Consider the following 23612-nt stretch of genomic DNA (forward strand, 5'->3'; position numbering starts at 1 on the left):
ATGGATCAGGAACAGAAGCTCCGCGACTACCTCAAGCGGGCCAGCGCCGATCTGCGGCGCTCCCGGCAGCGGGTGGGTGAGTTGGAGGCGGCGGCCCGCGAGCCGATCGCGATCGTGGGCATGAGCTGCCGCTTCCCGGGAGGCGTGCGCAGCCCCGAGGAGCTCTGGTCCCTGCTGGCCGACGACGGGGACGCCATCACCGCTTCCCCCGACGACCGCGGCTGGGAGATGCTGGCCGAGGACGCCGGCCGGTTCTCCGGCGGATTCCTGCACGACGCCGCCGAGTTCGACGCCTCCTTCTTCGGCATCTCGCCCCGCGAGGCCCTCGCCATGGACCCGCAGCAGCGACTGCTGCTGGAGTCCTCCTGGGAAGCCTTCGAACGGGCCGGCATCGACCCGGCCACGGTCCGCGGCGGCCGGACGGGCATGTTCGTGGGCGCGATGCCCCAGGAGTACCGGGTGGGCCCGGACGACGACGTCCAGGGCTTCGCCCTGACGGGTACGGCCACCAGCGTCCTGTCGGGCCGGCTCGCCTACTTCTTCGGGACCGTGGGCCCGGCGGTCACCGTCGACACCGCCTGCTCGTCCTCCCTCGTGGCCCTGCACCTGGCCGCCCACGCCCTGCGCCAGGGCGAATGCTCCCTGGCGCTGGCCGCCGGCGTCACCGTGATGTCCAGCCCCACCACCTTCGTGGAGTTCAGCCGGCAGGGCGGGCTCGCCGCCGACGGGCGCTGCCGCTCCTTCGCCGACTCCGCGGGCGGCACCGGCTGGGGCGAGGGCGTCGGCGTCCTGGTCCTGGAGCGCCTCTCGACGGCCCGCCGCAACGGGCACCAGGTACTGGCCGTCATCCGCGGCTCCGCCGTCAACCAGGACGGCGCCTCCAACGGGCTGACCGCGCCCAACGGCCCCTCGCAGCAACGGGTCATCGAGCAGGCGCTGGTCAGCGCGCGGCTCTCGGCCGCCGAGGTCGACGTCGTCGAGGCGCACGGCACCGGCACCACCCTCGGCGACCCCGTCGAGGCCCAGGCACTCCTGGCGACCTACGGCCAGGGCCGGGACGCCGCACACCCCCTGCTGCTGGGCTCCGTCAAGTCCAACCTCGGGCACACCCAGGCGGCGGCCGGCATGGCCGGCGTCATCAAGATGGTGCTGTCCCTGCGGCACGGCCTGCTCCCGCGCACCCTCCACGTGGACGCGCCGACCTCGCACGTCGACTGGTCCCAAGGGGCCGTGCGCCTGCTCACCGAGCAGGTCGCCTGGCCGCAGGGCGAACAGCCGCGCCGGGCCGGCATCTCCTCGTTCGGGCTCAGCGGCACCAACGCGCACACCATCCTGGAAGAGGCCCCGGCCGTCCCGGCCCCCGAGGCGGGCCCGGAGGACCCGGCCGAACCCGTGGCGCCCGGCGTCGTCCCGTGGCTCGTCTCCGGCCGCACCCGGGAGGCCCTGCGCGCCCAGGCGGCCCGACTGCTCGCCCACCTCACCGCGCACCCCGACCTCGCGCCCGTGGACGTGGCCCACTCCCTGGCCACGGCCCGTTCCGGCCTCGAACACCGCGCCGCGTTCACCGCCGCCGACCTGGACCGGGCCCGCGCCGCCCTCACCGCCCTCGCCGACGGCACGCCGGCCCCGGGCCTGGTGCAGGACACCGCCCGCACCCGGGCCAAGCTCGCCTTCCTCTTCGCCGGCCAGGGCTCCCAGCGGCCCGGCATGGGCCGTGAACTCGCCGCCCGCTTCCCCGTCTTCGCCGCCGCCCTCGACGAGGTCCTCGGCCACCTCGACCAAGGTCTCGAACGGCCCCTGAAGGACGTGCTGTTCGCTGCCGAGGGCACGCCCGACGCCGCCCTGCTCGGCCGGACCGGCTACGCCCAGCCCGCGCTCTTCGCGCTGGAGGTGGCGCTGTACCGGCTCGCCGAGTCCTTCGGCCTCACCCCGGACTTCCTCGCCGGCCACTCCATCGGAGAGATCGCCGCGGCGCACGTCGCCGGCGTCTTCACGCTGGCCGACGCCGCGGCCCTGGTGCTCGCCCGCGGCCGCCTGATGCAGGCGCTGCCCGAAGGCGGCGCCATGGTCTCCCTGGAAGCCACCGAGGACGAGGTCCTGCCCCAACTCGCGGACCGGGCGGACCGCGTCTCGATCGCCGCGGTCAACGGACCCACCGCCGTGGTGGTCGCCGGCCACGTCGAGGACGTCGACGCCGTCGCCGCGCACTTCGACGCGCTGGGCCGCAAGACCAAGCGGCTGCGGGTCTCGCACGCCTTCCACTCGCCGCTCATGGAACCCATGCTGGCGGAGTTCCGCGCCGTCGTCGCCCGCCTCACCCCGCAGGCACCCGTCATCCCGGTCGTCTCCGGCCTCACCGGCGCCCTCGCCACGGTCGAGCAGCTGACCTCCCCCGACTACTGGGTGGACCACGCCCGGCACGCCGTGCGGTTCGCCGACACCCTCGACTGGCTCCACGACCACGGCGCCGCCACCTTCCTCGAACTGGGCCCCGACGGCGTCCTGTCCGCCATGGCCCAGACCTCCCTGGCCGCTGCCGCCACCGACACCGTCGCCGACGCCCCGGCATCCGCCGACGCCGCCGACCGCGTGCCCGCCACCCTCGCGGTGCTGCGCCCGGGCCGCCCCGAGGCCGAGACCCTCACCGCCGCACTGGCGGGCCTGCACACCCGCGGCGTCACCGTCCAGTGGGAGCCCTACTTCCAGGGCACCGGCGCCCGCCGCACCGAGCTGCCCACCTACGCCTTCCAGCGCCGCCGCTACTGGCCCAAGAGCCTGCCCGCCGGCGGCGACGTGCGCGCGGCCGGCCTGGGCGCCGCGCACCACCCGCTGCTGACCGCGGCCGTGTCCGTCGCCAACTCCGACGGCCTGCTGCTGACCGGACGCCTGTCCCGGCGCACCCACCCCTGGCTCGCCGACCACGCCGTGCGCGGCACGGTGCTGCTGCCGGGCACCGCCTTCCTGGAACTGGCCGTGCGCGCCGGGGACGAGGCCGGCTGCGGCCGGGTCGAGGAACTGACCCTGGCCGCCCCGCTGCCGCTGCCCGAGGAGGGCGGCGTCCAGGTGCAGGTGTGGGTGGGCGGGCCCGACGCGTCGGGCCGCCGCGCGGTCAGCGTCCACTCCCGTCCCGACGGGCCGGAGGAGCTCCCCTGGACCGAGCACGCCTCCGGCACGCTCGTCGCCGGCGAGCACCACGCCGGCTTCGACGCCACCGTCTGGCCCCCCGCCGACGCCCACCCGCTCGACCTCGACGGCTTCTACGACCGGCTCGCCGACACCGGCTTCGAGTACGGCACCCTCTTCCAGGGTCTGCGCGCCGCGTGGCGCAGCGGCGACGACGTCTACGCCGAGGTGACCCTGCCCGACGCGGACGGCTCCGCCGCCGAGTCCGCCGCGTCGTTCGGGATCCACCCGGCCCTGCTGGACGCCGCACTGCACGCCGCGGCCTTCGCCGACCTGGGCGAGGGGGCCCGCGGCGGCCTGCCCTTCTCCTGGCAGGACGTGACCCTGCACGCCAGCGGGGCGACGACGGTCCGGGTGAAGCTGACCCCGGTCGGCGACGACGCGATGGCGCTCGCCGTCGCCGACACCACCGGTGCCGCCGTCGCCTCCGTCGGTTCGCTCGTGCTGCGCTCCATGCCCGACGAGCGGTTCGGCACCACCGACTCCCTGGTCCGGGACGCCCTGTTCGAGCTGCGCTGGACCGCACCGCGCCAGCCCGCCCAGGAGGCGCCCACCGCCCTCGCCGTCCTCGGCCCGGACCTCTTCGGTCTGGAGCAGGCCCTCGCGTCGCCGGACCTGATGGTCACGGCGCTGCCCGGCGTGGACGCCGAACGCGCCCCGGAAGTGGTGCTCGCCCCCGTCGCCGGTGCGGCCGGCGACGGCGACGAGGTCGTCAGCTCGGTGCACGCCCGCACCGCCCACGTCCTGGAGTGCCTGCGCAACTGGCTGGCCGGCGAGCAGTACGCCGCCTCCCGGCTGGTCTTCGTCACCCGCGGCGCCGTCGCCACCGACGACGGGCAGGCGCCGGACCCGGTGGCCGCCGCCGTCTGGGGCCTGGTGCGCGTCGCGCAGAACGAACACCCCGGCCGCTTCGCGCTGGTGGACCTCGACCCGGCCCTCGACGAACCCGTCGCCGAGCCGCTGCTGCGCGCCCTGGCCCTCGACGAGCCGCAGACCGCCGTCCGCGGCACCGACGTGCTCACCGCGCGCCTCGCCCGCGCCCAGGCGCCGCAGGCCGCCGCGGAGTGGGACCCCGAGGGCACCGTCGTCCTCACCGGGGCCACCGGCGGCCTGGGCCGCGTAGTGGCCCGGCACCTGGTCGCCGAGCGCGGCGTGCGACACCTTTTGCTCGTCGGCCGCCGCGGCCCGGACGCCGAGGGCGCCCGGGAACTCGTGGCCGAACTGACCGAACACGGCGCCCAGGTGGCCATCGCCGCCTGCGACCTGGCCGACCGCGCCGCCGTGGACCTGCTGCTGGCCGGGGTGCCCGCCGCGCACCCGGTCACCGCCGTCGTGCACAGCGCCGGCACCCTCGACGACGGCGTCATCGAGTCCCTCACCCCCGAGCAGCTCAGCACCGTCCTGCGCCCCAAGGCCGACGCCGTCTGGCACCTCCACGAGGCCACCCGGGACCTGGACCTGGCCGCCTTCGTCGTCTTCTCCTCCCTCTCCGGCACCGTGGGCACGGCGGGCCAGGGCAACTACGCCGCCGCCAACGCCTTCCTCGACGCGCTCGTCCAGCTGCGCCGCGCCCAGGGCCTGCCCGGACTCTCCCTGGCCTGGGGCCCGTGGGAGCCCACCGCCGGCATGACCGGCGGCCTGACGGACGAGGACCTCGCGCGGATGGCCCGCCTGGGCACCCCCGCCCTCACCGTGGAACAGGGCACCGCCCTCTTCGACGCCGCCACCGCGACGGACGCCGCCGTCCTGCTGCCGACCCGGCTCGACCTGTCCGTGCTGCGCCTCCAGAGCGAGGTGCCGGCACTGTGGCGCGGCCTGGTCCGCGGCCCGGCCCGCCGCTCGGTGGTCTCCGGTTCGGAGGCGGCCGTCACCCTCGTGCAGCGGCTCTCCCGGCTCGCGGAGAGCGACCGCCACGAGGTCGTGCGCGACCTCGTGGCCGGCCAAGTGGCCGGCGTGCTCGGCCACGCCAGCACCGCCGACATCGACGCCCGCCGGCCCCTGCGCGAGCTGGGCTTCGACTCGCTGACCGCCGTCGAACTGCGCAACCGGCTCAACGCGGCCACCGGGCTGCGCACCGCCGCGACCGTCATCTTCGACTACCCGACCGTCGACGCCCTCGCCACGCACGTGCTGGCCGAACTCATGGGCTCCGAGGTCGCCACCGCGGCCAGTGCTCCCCGCGCCGCCGCCGACGACGACCCCATCGTCATCGTCGGCATGAGCTGCCGCTACCCGGGCGGCGTCGCCTCGCCCGAGGACCTGTGGCGGCTGGTGTCCGAGGGCACCGACGCCATCTCGGGCCTGCCCACCGACCGCGGCTGGGACCTCGACGCGCTCTACGACCCGGACCCGGAGCGGACCGGCACCTCCTACTCGCGCTTCGGCGGATTCCTGCACGGCGCCGCCGACTTCGACCCCGCCTTCTTCGGCATGAGCCCCCGCGAGGCCCTGGCCACCGACTCCCAGCAGCGGCTGCTGCTGGAGGCGTCCTGGGAGGCCGTCGAGCGCGCGGGCATCGACCCCACGTCCCTGCGCGGCAGCCGCACCGGCGTGTTCGCGGGCGTGATGTACAACGACTACGCCACCGTCCTCGCCGGCGGACAGTTCGAGGGCCACCAGGGCAGCGGCACCGCCCCGAGCGTCGTCTCCGGCCGGGTCTCCTACACCCTCGGGCTGGAAGGCCCCGCCGTCTCCGTCGACACCGCCTGCTCGTCGTCGCTGGTCGCCATGCACTGGGCGATGCAGGCGCTGCGCGCGGGGGAATGCACGCTCGCCCTGGCCGGCGGCGTCACCGTGATGTCGACGCCGGGTGCGCTCATCGAGTTCTCCCGGCAGCGCGGCCTGTCCCCGGACGGCCGCTGCAAGGCGTTCTCCGACGGCGCCGACGGCGTCGGCTGGTCCGAGGGCGTCGGCGTCCTCGTCCTGGAACGCCTCTCCGACGCCCGCCGCAACGGGCACCAGGTGCTGGCGGTGGTCCGCGGCTCCGCCGTCAACCAGGACGGCGCCTCCAACGGCCTCACCGCCCCCAACGGCCCGTCCCAACAGCGGGTGATCCGGCAGGCGCTGTCCGCCGCCGGCCTGAGCACCACGGACATCGACGCGGTCGAGGGCCACGGCACCGGCACCACCCTCGGCGACCCCATCGAGGCCCAGGCCCTCCTCGCCACCTACGGCCAGGACCGGGACGCCGGACAGCCGCTGCTGCTGGGCTCCGTGAAGTCCAACATCGGCCACACCCAGGCCGCCGCCGGCGTCGCCGGCGTCATCAAGATGGTCCTGGCGCTGCGCCACGGCGTGCTGCCCCGCACCCTCCACGCCGACCAGCCGTCCTCCCACGTGGAGTGGGACGCCGGCGCGGTGCGCCTGCTCACCGAGGAGACGCCCTGGCCGCAGGCCGACCGGCCGCGCCGCGCCGCCATCTCCTCCTTCGGCTTCAGCGGCACCAACGCCCACCTCATCGTCGAGGAGCCGGCGGCCGTCCCCGAGCGGCGCGAGGAGCCCGCGCGCACCCCGGCCGTCGTGCCCTGGACGCTGTCCGGCACGAGCCGGGCCGCGCTCCGGGACCAGGCCGCCCGCCTGCGGTCCTTCCTCGACGAGCGGCCCGCCCTCGACCCGGTCGACGTCGCGCTGTCCCTCGCCACCACCCGCTCGGCCTTCGACCAGCGCGCCGTCGTCGTCGGCGACCGGGACGACCTGCTGCGCGCACTGGCCGACCTGGCCGCCGACCGGCCCACCTCCGCCGTCACCGAGGGCGAGGTCGGCGGCGCGGGCAAGCTCGCCGTGGTGTTCTCCGGGCAGGGCAGCCAGCGGCCCGGCGCCGGCCGTGAACTCGCCGCCCGCTTCCCCGCGTTCGCCAAGGCCCTCGACGAGGTGACCGCCGCCCTCGACCCGTACCTGGAGCGTCCCCTCAAGGACGTGCTGTTCGCCCCCGAGGGCAGCCCCGAGGCCGCGCTGCTGGACCGCACCGAGTGGACCCAGCCCGCGCTGTTCGCCCTCGGGGTCGCGCTCCACCGCCTGCTGGGCACCTGGGGCGTCCGCCCCGACGTGCTGCTGGGCCACTCCATCGGCGAGATCACCGCCGCGCACGTCGCGGGGGTCCTCTCGCTGCCCGACGCGGCCCGGTTGGTGGCCGCACGGGGCCGGCTGATGCAGGCACTGCCCGCCGGCGGCGCGATGTTCTCCCTCCAGGCCACCGAGGAGGAGACCGCGCCGCTGCTCGCCGGGCGCGAGCACGAGGTCTCCCTCGCCGCCGTCAACGGCCCCCACAGCGTCGTGGTCGCCGGCGACCTGGCCGCCACCGAGGAGATCGCCGCCCACTTCGCCGCCCAGGGCCGCAAGACCAAGCGCCTGGCGGTCAGCCACGCCTTCCACTCGCCGCTCATGGAGCCCGCGCTCGACGGACTGCGCGAGGTCGCCGCCGAACTCACCTACCACGCGCCGGACGTGACCGTCATCTCCGGCCTGACCGGGCGCCCCGCCACCGACGACGAGCTGCGCTCCGCCGACTACTGGGTCGCGCACGCCCGCCAGGCGGTCCGCTTCGCCGACACCCTGCACGCCGCGCACGACTGCGGCGCCGGCACGTTCCTCGAAGTCGGCCCCGACAGCGTGCTGTCGGCCCCCGCCCAGGAGGCCCTCGGCGACGCGGCGGACGTGCACGTCGTCCCGCTGCTGCGGTTCGGCCGCGACGAGGAGCGCTGTGCGGCCACCGCACTGGCCCGCCTGCACGTGCGCGGCACCGCCGTCGACTGGCCCGGCTACCTCGCCGGCACCGGCGCCCGCACCGTCGAACTGCCCACCTACGCCTTCCAACACGAGCGCTACTGGCCCGAACCGGCCCCGGCCCGCTCCGCTCAGGCCGCCGTCGACCCGGCGGACGCCGCACTGTGGGGCGCCGTCGAACGCGGCGACGCGACCGAACTGGCCACCCTCCTCGGGCTCCGCGACGAACAGCACGCCTCCCTCTACGCGCTGCTGCCCGCACTGTCCTCCTGGCGCCAACTGCGGCAGGAGAAGGCGCTGCTGGACTCCACCCGCTACCAGGTCGCCTGGCGTCCCGTGACGGCCGCCGCCGCGCCCGTACTCGACGGCACCTGGCTGCTCGTCACCGCCGACGGCATCGACGGCGACGAGATCCTGGACGCACTGCGCGGCCACGGCGCCCAGTTCGAGACCCTCACCCTGGACGACGCCTGCCGCGACCGCGCCGAACTCGCCGCCCGGCTCGACGCCGTACGGGCCCGCGAGGACCGCGCCTTCGCCGGCATCCTGTCCCTGCTCCCGCTCGCCGACCGCCCCGGCACCGAGGTCAGCGCCGACCTGCCCACCGGGCTCGCGCTGAGCCTCGTCCTGGCCCAGGCACTGGTCGACGTCGACCTCGCCGCCCCCCTGTGGACCCTGACCCGCGGCGCGGTCGCCACCGACCCGGCCGACCCGCTCGACAACCCCCTCCAGGCAGCCGTCTGGGGACTGGGGCGGGTCGCCGCCCTGGAGCACCCGCAGCTGTGGCGCGGCCTGATCGACCTGCCGGCCACGCTCGACGCCCCCGCCACCCAGCACCTGGTCAGCGCGTTGGCCACCCGCGGCGGCGAGGACCAGCTCGCCATCCGGGCCACCGGTGCGCTCGGCCGTCGCCTGGTGCGCCACCCGCAGGCCGAACTGCCGCCCGCCGACGCCTTCACCGCGCCGCGCGGCACGGTGCTCGTCACCGGCGGCACCGGTGCGCTCGGCGCCGAGGTGGCCCGCTGGCTCGCCCGCAGCGGCGCCGACCACCTCCTCCTCACCAGCCGGCGCGGCCCCGACGCCCCCGGCGCGGCCGAACTCGCGGCGGAAATAGCGGACTTGGGGGCCCGAGTCACCATCGCGGCCTGCGACACCGCCGACCGCGACGCACTGGCCGCCCTGCTGGCCGCCGTCCCCACCGAGCACCCGCTGTCCGGCGTCGTGCACGCCGCCGGCGTCGGCCAGAACGCCGCCCTCACCGACACCCCGCTGGCCGACGCCGCGGACGCGATGGCCGCCAAGATGCTCGGCGCGGCCCACCTCGACAGCCTCCTGGACGGCCACGACCTGGACCTCTTCGTCCTGGTCTCCTCGATTGCCGGTGTCTGGGGCAGCGCCGGACAGAGCTCCTACGCCGCCGCCAACGCCTACCTCGACGCCCTGGCCGAGCACCGCACGGCCCGCGGCCTGCCCGCCACCTCCGTGGCCTGGGGCCCCTGGGCCGAGGCCGGAATGGCCACCCACGAGGCCGTCACCGACGAACTGCACAAGCGCGGACTGCGCTTCCTCGCGCCCGCGAACGCCCTCACCGAACTGCGCCGCGCCGTCCTCCACGAGGACGTCACGGTCACCGTCGCCGACATCGACTGGGAGCGCTACCACCCGGTCTTCACCGCCGCCCGCGCGAGCGCCCTCTTCGACGAAATCGCTGAGGTCCGGGCACTCGACCGCACCGAGGACGGCAGCGCCGCGCCGGAATTCGCCGCACGCCTGCGGGGTCTCGACGAGGACGAGCAGACGCGGCTGCTGATCGACCTGGTGCGCGCCGAGGCGGCCGTGGCCCTCGGCCACGACTCCGCGGACGCCATCGCGGAGCGGCGGGCCTTCCGCGACGCCGGCTTCGACTCGCTGACCGCCGTGGAACTGCGCAAGCGACTGGCCGCCCTCACCGGCCTGGCCCTGCCCGCCACCCTGGTCTTCGACTACCCGACCCCCGCCGCCCTCGTCCGCCACCTGCGCGAGGAACTGCTGGGCACCGCCGGCGACCCGGCCGCTCCGACGGCCGTGGCCGCGACGTCCGCGGGCCGCTTCGACGAGCCCATCGCCATCGTCGGCATGAGCTGCCGCTTCCCGGGCGGCGTCCGTTCCCCGCGGCACCTGTGGGACCTGGTCAGCGACGGCGTCGACGCCATCACCGACTTCCCCGTCAACCGCGGTTGGGACACCGGCCTCTACCACCCCGACCCGGACAACCCGGGCACGACCTACTCCGCCCAGGGCGGCTTCCTCCACGACGCGGGCGAGTTCGACGCCTCCTTCTTCGGCATCTCGCCGCGCGAGGCACTGTCGATGGACCCCCAGCAGCGGCTGCTGCTGGAGACCACCTGGGAGGCGTTCGAGTACGCCGGCATCGACCCCACCACCGTCCACGGCAGCGCCACCGGCACCTTCATCGGCTCCACCTACCAGGAGTACGGACTCGGCGTCGAGGACGGCTCCGCCGGCCACCTGGTGACGGGCACCAGCCCGAGCGTGCTCTCCGGCCGCCTGGCCTACCTCTTCGGCCTCGAAGGACCGGCGGTCACCGTCGACACCGCCTGCTCCTCCTCCCTGGTCGCCCTCCACCTGGCCTGCCAGTCCCTGCGCAACGGCGAGAGCTCCCTGGCCCTGGCCGGCGGCGCGACCGTCATGACCAACCCCAACCCGTTCGTCGCCTTCAGCCGGCAGCGGGCCCTGGCCGGCGACGGCCGCTGCAAGGCGTTCTCCGACGGTGCCGACGGCATGACCCTCGCCGAAGGCGTCGGCGTCCTCGTCCTGGAGCGCCTCTCCGACGCCCAGCGCAACGGCCACGAGATCCTCGCCGTCGTCCGCGGCTCGGCCATCAACCAGGACGGCGCCTCCAACGGCCTGTCCGCCCCCAACGGCCCCTCCCAGCAGCGCGTCATCCGCCAGGCCCTGGCCAACGCGGGACTGGCCGCGAAGGACATCGACGCCGTCGAGGCACACGGCACCGGCACCGCCCTCGGCGACCCCATCGAGGCGCAGGCCCTGTTCGCCACCTACGGCCAGGGCCGCGACGCCGAACACCCGCTGCTGCTCGGCTCGGTGAAGTCCAACATCGGCCACACCCAGTCGGCGGCCGGCGTCGCCGGCGTCATCAAGATGGTCCTGGCCCTGCGCCGGGGCGCGCTGCCGCGCACCCTGCACGCCGACACCCCCTCCAGCCACATCGACTGGACCCCGGGCACCGTCGCGCTGCTGCACGAACCCCACGACTGGCCCGAGGGCGAACGCCCGCGCCGCTGCGCCGTCTCCTCCTTCGGCATCAGCGGCACCAACGCCCACACCATCCTCGAAGAGGCCCCCCGCCCGCAGGACGCGGCCCCGGCACCGTCGGTGCCCCCGGCCGGCGACGCCATCCCCTGGATGCTGTCCGCCCGCACTCCGGGCGCGCTGCGCGCCCAGGCAACCCACCTCGCCGCCCACCTCGACGCCGAACCGACGCCCGACGCCCTCGACGTCGGCCACTCCCTGGTGAGCGCGCGCACCCTCTTCGACCACCGCGCGGTCGTCGTCGGCACCGACGACCGGACCCGGCGCGCGGCCCTCGACGCCCTCGCCACCGGCGGCTCCGCGCCCGGCGTCGTCCAGGGCACGGCCGACACCGAAGGCAAGACCGTCTTCGTCTTCCCCGGCCAGGGCTCCCAGTGGGTCGGCATGGGAGCGCGGCTGCTCGACGAGTCCCCGGTCTTCGCCGAGCGCCTGACCGAATGCGCCACCGCCCTCTCGGAGTTCGTCGACTGGTCCCTGCTCGACGTGCTGCGCCAGGCCGACGGCGCACCGACGCTGGACCGCGTCGACGTCGTCCAGCCGGCCTCCTTCGCCGTGATGGTGTCGCTGGCCGCACTGTGGCGCTCCTACGGCATCGAGCCGGACGCCGTGGTCGGCCACTCGCAGGGCGAGATCGCCGCGGCGGCCGTCGCCGGGGCGCTCTCCCTGGAGGACGCGGCCCGCGTCGTCGCCCTGCGCAGCCAGGCCATCGCCCGCGGACTGGCCGGCACCGGCGGCATGCTGTCCGTCCCGCTGCCCGCCACCGACGTCGAAGCGCGCCTGGCCGCCTACGAGGACCTGTCGATCGCCGCGGTCAACGGCCCCCGCTCCACCGTCGTCTCGGGGGCCACCGCGCCGCTGGACGCCCTCCAGGCCGCACTGGTCGCCGAGGACGTCCGCGCCAAGCGCATCGCCGTGGACTACGCCTCGCACTCCGCGCAGGTCGAGCGGGTGCGGGAGGAACTGCACAGCGTCCTGGCACCGGTCCGCCCGCGCCCGGCCGAGGTGCCGTTCTTCTCCACCGTCACCGGTGACTGGCTGGACACCACCACCGTGGACGCCGACTACTGGTACACCAACCTGCGCCAGACCGTCCGCTTCCAGTCCGCGGTCCGCGAACTCCTCGGCCAGGGCCACGGCTTCTTCATCGAGGTCAGCTCGCACCCCGTGCTCGTCATGGGCGTCCAGGCGATCGCCGAGGAGATCGGCGGCACGACCGCGGTCCTCGGCACCCTGCGGCGCGACACCGGCGGCACCGACCGCTTCCTGACGTCCCTGGCCGAAGCCTTCGTCCGGGGCGCGGACGCCGACTGGTCCGCGGTCTTCGCCGACACCGGCGCCCGCCGGGTACCGCTGCCCACCTACGCCTTCCAGCGCGAGCAGATGTGGGCCATCCCCGACCGGACCCAGAACCAGGCCGAAGCGGACCCCGCCGACGCGGAGTTCTGGACCGCGGTGGAGGAGGCGGACGTCGACTCCCTCGCCTCCCGCCTGCATCTGGACCGCGCCGCCCTGGAACCCGTCCTGCCGGCCCTGTCCGACTGGCGCCGGCGCCGGCGCGACCTGGCGGCCGTCGACTCCTGGCGCTACCGCGCCACGTGGCAGCCGCTGACCGCCCTCCCCACGGCGGCCCTGACCGGCACCTGGCTCGTCGTCACCACCGACGACACCGACGGCGACGACGTCACCGGCGTCCTCACCGCGCACGGCGCCGAGGCCCGCACCCTCGTCCTGGACGACGCCTGCCTGGACCGCGCGACGCTGACCGCGCGCCTGGCCGACCTCGACGGCGCCGCGGACCTCACGGGCGTGGTGTCCCTGCTGGCCGCCGCCGAGGGCCCGAGCCCGCAGCATCCGGCGCTCAGCCGCGCGACGGCCCTGTCCGTCACGCTCGTCCAGGCGCTCGGCGACGCCGGCCTCGACGCGCCGCTGTGGTGCCTGACCCGGGGCGCGGTCTCCACCGGCCGCGCGGACCGGCTCACCCGGCCCGACCAGGCCCAGATCCACGGCCTCGGCTGGACCGCCGCCCTGGAACACCCGCAGCGCTGGGGCGGTCTGGTCGACCTGCCCGACACCCTGGACCGGCGGGCCGCCGAGCGCCTGGCCGCCGTCCTTTCCGGCCGCACCGGCGAGGACCAACTCGCCGTCCGCGCCTCGGGCGTCCTGGCCCGCCGCGTCGTGCGAGCCACCCCCGCCGACCCGGCGCCGGACCGGCCCTGGACGCCGCGGGGCACCACCCTGGTCACCGGCGGCACCGGCACCCTTGCCCCGCACCTGGCCCGCTGGCTCGCCCGGCAGGGCGCCGAGCACGTCGTGCTCACCAGCCGCCGCGGCCCGGCCGCCCCCGGCTCCGACGACATCGTCCGGGAGCTGGCCGAGTTGGGCTGCGAGGCCAGCGTCGTCGCCTGCGACCTGACCGACCGCGACGCGGTCGCCGGGATGCTTCACGCGCTCGCCGCCGACGGCCGCACCGTGCGCACCGTCGTGCACACCGCCGTCACCATCGAACTGGCGACGCTGGAGGAGACGACCCTCGACGACTTCGCGAAGGTCATGGACGCCAAGGTCAACGGCGCCCGGCACCTGGACGAACTCGTCGGCGACGACCTGGACGCCTTCGTCCTGTACTCGTCCACCGCCGGCATGTGGGGCAGCGGCGCCCACGCCGCCTACGTGGCCGGCAACGCCCACCTCAACGCCCTGGCCGAGCACCGCCGCGCCCGCGGCGCCCGGGCCACGGCCGTCTCCTGGGGCATCTGGTCCGACGACCTCAAGCTCGGCCGGGTCGACCCCGGTCAGATCCGCCGCAGCGGACTGGTCTTCATGGACCCCGAACTGGCCCTCACCGGCCTGCGCCAGGCCCTCGACGGCGACGAGACGCACCTGGCCGTCGCCGACGTGGACTGGGAGCGCTACTACCCCGTCTTCACCTCCGCGCGCCCCACCCGGCTCTTCGACGACCTGCCCGAGATCCAGCGGCTCGCCGAACAGACCGGCGGGCCCGCGGAATCCGGCAGCGAGTTCGCCGACCGGCTGCGCGGGCTGGCCCCCGTCGAGCAGGAACGGCTCCTGCTGGACCTGGTCCGCGGCGAGGCCGCCACCGCACTGGGCCACGCCTCGCCCGACGTGCTCTCCGAACAACGCGCCTTCCGCGACGTCGGGTTCGACTCGCTGACCGCCGTCGACCTGCGCAACCGGATCGCCACCGTCACCGGGCTCGCGCTGCCCAGCACCATGGTCTTCGACCACCCCAACCCGCGCGCCCTCGTCACCTTCCTGCGCGACTCCCTCACCGGGGCCGCGGCCGACTCCGGCGCCCCCACCACGTACACCGCGGCCGCCGACGACGAGCCCATCGCCATCATCGGCATGAGCTGCCGCTACCCCGGCGGCGTCGGCTCGCCGGAGGACCTGTGGCGCCTGGTCGTCGAGGGTGGCGACGCCACCGGCGAGTTCCCCACCGACCGCGGTTGGGACGCCGAGGGCCTCTACGACCCCGACCCCGACCGGGCCGGCCACACCTACTCGACCCGCGGCGGCTTCCTGCACGACGCCACCGAGTTCGACGCCTCCTTCTTCGGCATCTCGCCCCGCGAGGCCCTCGCCATGGACCCCCAGCAGCGCCTGCTGCTGGAGACGTCCTGGGAGGCGATGGAGCACGCCGGTCTCGACCCCGCCACCCTGCGCGGCAGCAGCACCGGCACCTTCATCGGCGCCAGCTACCAGGACTACGGAGCCTCCGGCGCGAGCCCGGAGAGCGCCGAGGGCCACCTGATCACCGGCACCATCTCCAGCGTCCTGTCCGGCCGGCTCTCCTACACCTACGGCTTCGAGGGCCCGGCCGTCTCCCTCGACACCGCCTGCTCCTCCTCCCTGGTCGCGCTGCACCTGGCCTGCCAGTCCCTGCGCAACGGCGAGAGCTCCCTGGCCCTCGCGGGCGGCGTCAGCATCATGTCCACACCCGCCGCGTTCGTCGGCTTCAGCCGCCAGCGCGCGATGGCCGCCGACGGCCGCTGCAAGGCCTACTCCGACCAGGCCGACGGCATGAGCCTGGCCGAGGGCGTCGGCCTGGTCCTCGTCGAACGCCTCTCCGACGCCCGCCGCAACGGGCACCGGGTCCTCGCCGTCGTCCGCGGCTCCGCCGTCAACCAGGACGGCGCCTCCAACGGCCTGACCGCGCCCAACGGCCCGTCCCAGCAGCGCGTCATCGGGCAGGCACTGGCCAACGCCAAGGTGGACGCCGACGGCATCGACGTCATCGACGGACACGGCACCGGCACCGCCCTCGGCGACCCCATCGAGGCGCAGGCCCTGCTCGCCACCTACGGCCAGGGCCGCGACCCCGAACACCCGCTGCTGCTCGGCTCGGTGAAGTCCAACATCGGCCACACCCAGATGGCGTCCGGCGTCGCCAGCGTCATCAAGATGGTGATGGCCCTGCGGCACGGCACCGTGCCGCGCACCCTGCACGTCGACCGGCCCTCCTCGCACGTCGACTGGAGCTCCGGCGCCCTCCGACTGCTCACCGAGCCGCTGCCCTGGCCGAGCACCGGACACCCGCGCCGCGCGGGCGTCTCCTCCTTCGGCCTCAGCGGCACCAACGTCCACACCATCCTCGAACAGGCCCCCGAGGACCCGTCCGAGGACACCACCGCCACCCCGCCCACCGGCGCGGACGATGCCGCCACCGTGCCGGTGCTGCTGTCCGGGCACACCGAAGCGGCCCTGCGCGCCCAGGCCGGCCGGCTGCTGTCCCACCTCGCCGACCACCCCGACCTGCCGCTGACCGACCTCGCACACTCCCTCGCCACCTCCCGGTCCGCCCTGGAGCACCGCGCGGCCGTCGTCATCGACGACCACGACGCCCTCACCCGGGCCCTGACCGCACTGCGCGACGCGACCGCCGACGCCGGGCTGCTCACCGGCCGTCCGGACCACGGCCGACTGGCCTTCCTCTTCACCGGCCAGGGCAGCCAGCGCCCCGGAATGGGCCGCGAGCTCTACGACCGGCACCCGGTCTACGCCGAGGCACTGGACGCCGTACTGGCCCGCTTCGACCTGGAACTCGACCGTCCGCTGCGGGAGATCCTCTTCGCCGCCCCGGACACCCCCGAGGCCGCGCTGCTGGACGAGACCCACTACACCCAGCCCGCCCTCTTCGCCCTCGAAGTGGCCCTGTTCCGCCTCGCCGAGTCCTGGGGCCTGCGCCCCGACTACGTCGCGGGCCACTCCATCGGCGAGTTCGCCGCCGCGCACGCCGCCGGAGTCCTCTCCCTGGAGGACGCCTGCACCCTGGTGGCGGCCCGCGGCCGGCTGATGGCCGCACTGCCCGCCGGCGGCGCCATGACCTCCGTCGAAGCCACCGAGGACGAGGTGACCGCCGTGCTCGCCCCGTACGAGGGCCGGGCCGCGATCGCCGCCGTCAACACCCCGACCTCCCTGGTCGTCTCGGGCGACGAGGACGCGGTGCACGCCGTCGCGGCGCACTTCGAGGAGCGCGGCCGCCGCACCAGGCGACTGCGCGTCAGCCACGCCTTCCACTCGCCGCACATGGACCCGATGCTGGCGGACTTCGCCCGCGTCGTCCGCGACGTCACCTGCCAGGCACCCACCGTGCCGCTGGTGTCCACCGTCACCGGCACCCTGCTCACCCACGACGAACTCGCCGCACCGGAGTACTGGACCGGGCAGGTCCGCGGCACCGTCCGCTTCGCCGACGCCGTGCGGCAGCTCACCGAGCACGGCGTGACGACCTTCTTCGAGCTCGGCCCGGACGCGGTGCTCAGCGGCGCGGTCCGCGAAGGCACCGACGAGGAGACCCGCGCCACCGCCGTCCCGGCCCTGCGCCGGGACCGCCCCGAGGCCCCGGCCCTGACCACGGCACTGGCCCAACTGCACCTCCACGGGGTCCGGGTCGACTGGGACGCGGTGTTCGCGGGCCGGGCGGCCCGCCGCATCGACCTGCCGACCTACCCGTTCCAGCGCCAGCGCTTCTGGCCCGAGCCGAGCGCCGAAGCCGCCGCACCGGCCCACCCCGCCGACGCCGCGGATGCCGACTTCTGGTCGGCGGTGGAGCGCGCGGACCTCGCGTCCCTGGGATCCGCACTGGACCTGGACGACGACACCCTCACGACCGTCGTGCCCGCCCTCTCCGCCTGGCGGCGGCGCAGCCGGGAGCGCTCCACCATCGACGGCTGGCGCTACCGCACCACCTGGAAGCGCCTGACCGCCCCGACGGTCACCGCCCGCCCCGCCGGGACCTGGCTGGTGCTCGTACCGGCCGACGGCGATCCGGCGTGGTGCGAGGCGGTCGCCGGTGCCCTGGGCGCCGCCGCGGTACGCCTCACCGTCACCGCCCCGGACCGCCGCGAGCTGACCGGGCTGCTGACCGAACTCGCCGCGGAACACGGCACGTTCGACGGCGTCCTGTCCCTGCTGGCCACGGCCGGCGACGGCGCCGAGGACCCCGCCGACACCACGACCACCGGCCTGCTGCTGACGGCGACCGCCGTCCAGTCCCTCGGCGACGCGGGCATCGAGGCGCCCCTGTGGTGCGTGACCCGCACCGCCGTCGCCGTGGACCGGGCCGAGCACCCGGCCCGGCCGGCACAGGCCGCCGTCTGGGGCCTGGGCCGCGTGGCCGCACTGGAGCAGCCGCAGCGCTGGGGCGGTCTCGTCGACCTGCCCGACGCGCTCGACGGCACCACCCTCGGTCGCCTGACCACCGTCCTCACCGACGGCGGCGGCGAGGACCAACTCGCGCTGCGCGCCACCGCGGCCTTCGCCCGCCGCCTGTCCCACCACCGCGCCGAACCGGCCCCCGAGACCGGCACCTTCCGCCCCACCGGCACCGTGCTCGTCACCGGTGGCACCGGCGCCCTCGGCGGACACGTCGCCCGGTGGCTGGCCGCGGCGGGCGCCCCGCACCTGCTGCTCGTCAGCCGTCGCGGCGCCGACGCGCCCGGCGCCGCCGAACTGGCCGCGGAGATCGAGGAGTCGGGCGCCCGGGTCACCCTCGCGGCGTGCGACACCGCCGACCGCGACGCGCTCACCGCGCTCCTGGCCACCGTCCCCGACGAGCAGCCGCTCACCGCGGTGTTCCACACCGCGGGCACCGTCGACGACGGCACCCTGGACACCCTCACCCCCGAGCAGTTCGGCGCCGTCCTGCGCGCCAAGGTCACCGCCACCGTCAACCTCCACGAGGCCACCCGCGAGAAGGAGTTGAGCGCGTTCGTGCTCTTCTCCTCCGTCGCCGGCACCCTCGGCGCACCCGGCCAGGGCAACTACGCGGCGGCCAACGCCTTCCTCGACGCCTTCGCCGAACGGCGCCGCGCCCACGGCCTGCCCGCCACCTCGCTGGCCTGGGGCCCCTGGGCGGAGACCGGGATGGCGGCCGACGGCACCAGCGTCCAGGAACGCATCCGCCGCGGCGGCTACACCCCCTTGCCGCCCCAACTCGCCCTCACCGCCCTGCGGCGGGCGATCGAGCACGGCGCCCCGACGCTGACCCTCGCGGACATCGACTGGCCGCGCTACGCGGAGGTGTTCACCGCCCTGCGCCCCAGTCCCCTCGTCGGCGACCTGCCCGCACTGCGCCGGGCCGCCACGCCCACCGGGGCCGAGCACGCCGCCCTGCCGGAGCCGGCCCTGCGCCAGCGGCTCGCCGGACTCTCGCCGACCGCGCGCCCCGGCTTCGTCCTGGACCTGGTGCGCACCCGGGTGGCCGCGGTCCTCGGACACGCCGGCACCTCGGACATCGGCGCCGACCGCGCCTTCAGCGACCTGGGCTTCGACTCGCTGACCACCGTCGAACTGCGCAACACCCTCACGGCCACCACCGGCCTGAAACTGCCCGCGACCCTCGTCTACGACTACCCGACCCCGACCGCACTCGCCGACTTCCTGCTCGGCGAACTCCTCGGCACCCTCCCCGCGGTGGACGTGGCCGGCCCGGCCCCCGCCGGCCGCGCGGCGGACGACGACCCCATCGCCGTCGTCGGCATGAACTGCCGCTTCCCCGGCGGCATCCGGTCGCCCGAGGACCTCTGGCAGCTGCTGAGCCGCGGCGAGGACGCCATCGGCGGCTTCCCCGCGGACCGCGGCTGGGACCTCGACGCGCTCGCCCACGGTGCCTCCGCCACCCTCGAAGGCGGGTTCCTGGACGGCGTGGGCCTCTTCGACGCGGCCTTCTTCGGCATCTCGCCGCGCGAGGCACTGGCCATGGACCCGCAGCAGCGGCTGCTGCTGGAGACCTCGTGGGAGGCGTTCGAACGCGCCGGCATCGACGCCACCACCCTGCGTGGCAGCCGCACCGGCGTGTTCGTGGGCACCAACGGCCAGGACTACACCGAGCTGCTGCGTCAGGGCACCGGCACCGCCGACCTCCGCGGCCACGTCGCGACCGGCAACACCGCCAGCGTCCTGTCCGGGCGGCTGTCCTACACCTTCGGGCTGGAGGGCCCGGCCGTCACCGTCGACACCGCCTGCTCCTCCGCGCTGGTCGCCCTGCACATGGCCGCCAACGCGCTGCGCAACGGCGAGTGCACCCTCGCCCTGGCCGGCGGCGTCTCGGTGATGTCCAGCCCCGGTGCCTTCACCGAGTTCACGATCCAGGGCGGTCTGGCCCCCGACGGGCGGTGCAAGCCCTTCGCCGAAGCGGCCGACGGCACGAGTTGGTCCGAGGGCGTGGGCGTGCTCGTCCTGGAACGCCTCTCCGAAGCCCGCCGCAACGGCCACGAGGTGTGGGGCATCGTGCGCGGCACCGCCGTCAACCAGGACGGCGCCTCCAACGGGCTGACCGCGCCCAACGGGCGGGCCCAGCAGCGCGCCATCCGCCAGGCCCTCGCCGACGCCCGCCTCGCCCCCGCCGACATCGACGTCGTCGAGGCGCACGGCACCGGCACCACCCTCGGCGACCCCATCGAAGCGGGCGCCCTGATCGCCGCCTACGGGCCGGACCGGCCGCGGCCGCTGCTGGTCGGAGCCGTCAAGTCCAACCTGGGCCACACCCAGGCGGCCGCCGGCGTCGCCGGCACCCTCAAGCTGCTCCTGGCGATGCGCCACGGCGTCCTGCCCAAGACCCTGCACATCGACGCCCCGTCCTCGCACGTCGACTGGACCGACGGTTCGGTCGCGCTCGTCACCGAGCAGCAGGACTGGCCCGCGACCGGGCAGGTCCGGCGGGCCGGTGTCTCGGCCTTCGGTGTCAGCGGCACCAACGCCCACGTCATCCTCGAACAGGCACCGGACACCGAGGAGCCGGTGGCGCCGGAGCCCGTGACGGTGCCGGGCCTGGTGCCGTGGCCGGTGTCGGGCAAGTCCGCGGCCGCGCTGGCGGCCCAGATCGAGCGGGTCTCGGCACTGACCGGGGCGTCACCGCTCGACGTCGGCCACTCCCTGGCCACCGGCCGTTCGGCCTTCGCCCACCGCGCGGTGCTCGCCACCGACGGGACGGCGGTGCGGGAACTCGCCCGCGGCGTCTCCCGCGGGAGCGACGGGAAGCTGGCGGTGCTGTTCTCCGGTCAGGGTGCGCAACGGGTCGGCATGGGCCGGGAGTTGTACGACAGGTTCCCGGTGTTCGCGGCGGCGTTGGACGAGGTGCTGGCGCACTTCGACGACGAGCTGCGGGAGGTGCTGTTCGGCGCCGCGGACGGCCTGGACGAGACGGGCTTCACCCAGCCTGCGTTGTTCGCCGTCGAGGTGGCGCTGTTCCGGCTGGCGGAGTCCCTCGGCGTGCGACCGGACTTCGTCGCCGGGCATTCGATCGGTGAGATCGCGGCGGCGCACGTCGCCGGGGTGTTCTCGCTCGCGGACGCGTGCGCGTTGGTGGCGGCCCGGGCGCGGTTGATGCAGGCGCTGCCCGCGGGCGGCGCGATGGTGGCCGTCCAGGCGTCCGAGGACGGGGTCGGTCCGCGGTTGGTCGAGGGCGTGTCGATCGCGGCGGTCAACGGCCCCGAGGCGCTCGTCCTCGCCGGCCGGGAGGCCGACGTGCTCGCCCTGGCGGCAGAGCTGGCCGGCGAGGGGCGCAAGACGCAACGCCTGGCGGTGAGCCACGCCTTCCACTCGGCGTTGATGGAGCCGATGTTGGCGGACTTCCGCCGGGTGGCCGAGGAGCTGTCGTACGAGGCCCCGCAGATCCCCGTCGTGTCCAACGTGACGGGTCAGGTCGCCGCCCCGGAGTCGCTGTGCTCGCCCGACTACTGGGTGCGGCACGTGCGGGAGACGGTGCGCTTCGCCGACGGCGTGCGCACGCTCGAGGCCGAAGGCGCCTCGGTCTTCCTGGAGTTGGGCCCGGACGGCGTGCTGACCGCGATGGCCCAGCACACCCTGGACGGGACCGCGACCGTCGTTCCGGCGCTGCGCAAGGACCGGCCGGAGGAGACCGCGCTGCTCACCGCGCTCGCCCAGCTGTACGTGGTGGGCGTCGCGGTGGACTGGTCGGGCGTCTTCGCCGGTACCGGCGCCCGCCGCGTGGACCTGCCCACCTACCCCTTCCAGCAGGAGTGGTTCTGGCCCGAGGTCGCGGCCGCCGAGCCCCACCACGACGGCCCGCGGGACTCCGCGGACGCCGACTTCTGGGACGCGGTGGAGCGCGCGGACCTCCCGGCGCTCGCCGACGACCTGGAACTCGACGACGCCGCACTGGCGACCCTCGTCCCCGCCCTGTCCGCCTGGCGCCGCAAGCGCGTCGAACGCTCCACCGTCGACGGTTGGCGCTACCGGGTGACCTTCGCCCCGCTGGCCGGCACCGCGCCCGGCACCCTCACCGGACGGTGGCTGGCGCTCGTCCCGACGGGCGGCACCGACGACGTGTGGACCGCCGCCGTCCTCGCCGCCCTCGGCGAGACGGCCGTCCTCGTCGAGGCCGACCCGACCGACCGCGCCGCGCTCACCGGCCGGCTGACCGAACTCGCGGCGCAGGAGGACGGGTTCACGGGAGCGGTCTCACTGCTCGCCGCCCCGTACGCCGACGCGCTCCCCGCCGGACCGGCCTGGCCGACCGAGGCCGTGGCGGCCCTGGCGGACGCCGGGATCGACGCCCCCCTGTGGTGCGTCACCCGCGACGCGGTGTCGGTGGGCCGCACGGACGCCGAGGTCAGCCCCGCCCAGGCGATGGTGTGGGGAATCGGCCGGGTCGCCGCCGTGGACCACCCGGACCGCTGGGGCGGTCTGGTGGACGTGCCGCCGGTGCTCGACCGGCGCGCGGCCGAACGGTTCCGCACCGTCCTCGCGGGCATCGGCGCCGAGGACCAGGTCGCGCTGCGGGCCTCCGGTCTCTACGGGCGACGGCTGGTGCGCGCCGCGCACGACGGCCCCGCGACACCGTGGCAGCCGACCGGCACGGTCCTGATCGTCGGCCCGGCCGCCGGCACCGGCGGCCAGTGCGTCCGCTGGCTCGCCGGGCAGGGCGCCCAGCACCTGGTGCTGGCCGACCCCACCGCCCCGGATGGCGCGCCGGCGCGGCCGGCATTCGACGATCTGGGCGTGCCGGTGACGGTCCTCGACTGCGGCCCCTCCGACGGGGAGGCACTGCTGACCGCGCTCGCCGCGCTGCCGGCCGAGGCACCGTTGACCGCCGTCGTGCACACCGACGAGCCGTCCGACGCGGCGGAGCCGCATGCCGCCCTGGCCGCACTGCGCGCCAACGTGGCGCAGCTCGCGGAGATCGCCGAGGCGGCGGCGGGCGACCGTCCCCTGGACGCGTTCGTCCTCTTCTCCACGATCGCCGCGACGTGGGGCGCCGGTGGCCGCGTCATCGAGGCCGCGGCGGGCGCCCAACTCGCCTGCGCGACAAGGGTGTTGCGTCAGCGCGGGCTGCCGGCCGTGACGGTCGCCTGGGGCGGCTGGGCCGGCCTCGCGTCCGACGGCCTGGCGGCCCACCTGAGGGTCAACGGCCTGCCGCCGATGGACTCCGCGCAGGCCCTGACCGCCCTCGCCCACTCGCTCGACACCGACGCGGTGACGATCGCCGACGTCCGCTGGGACCGGTTCGCGCCCGCCTTCACCCGCAACCGGAGCAGTGCCCTCTTCGCGGAACTGCCCGAGGCGCGGGCGGCGCTCGCGCAGCCGGACGCCGCTGAGGCGGGCCCGGCGGGCACCGCGACCGGCCTGCGCGCCGAACTCGCCGCCCGCCCGGCCGCGGAACGGACCGAGGTCCTGCTGGCCCTCGTCCGCACCCGGGTCGCCGCGGTGCTCGGGTTCGCGGACGCCGACGCCGTACCGTCCGGCCAGCCGTTCCGGGACCTCGGCTTCGACTCGCTGACCGGAGTGGACCTGCGCAACCAACTGGCCACCGCCACCGGTCTCGCACTGCCCGCGACCCTCGTCTTCGACTACCCCACGGCCGAGGCGCTCGCCGACCACCTGCGGGCCGA

At 75.7% G+C, this 23612-nt stretch carries 1 protein-coding gene (only partly in view); it reads left to right on the forward strand.

Annotated features, from left to right (window positions below; genetic code table 11):
- Window positions 1–23612: the 5' portion of a type I polyketide synthase gene (locus ACJ6WD_RS14000; RefSeq protein ID WP_407615870.1), read on the forward strand. It continues 4861 nt past the right edge of the window; 23612 of the gene's 28473 nt are visible here — the first part of the coding sequence; it begins with the start codon at window positions 1–3; its stop codon lies beyond the right edge, outside the window.

It is taken from the genome of Streptomyces sp. VTCC 41912, from assembly GCF_045799175.1.
GTDB classification, from domain to species: domain Bacteria; phylum Actinomycetota; class Actinomycetes; order Streptomycetales; family Streptomycetaceae; genus Streptomyces; species Streptomyces albulus_C.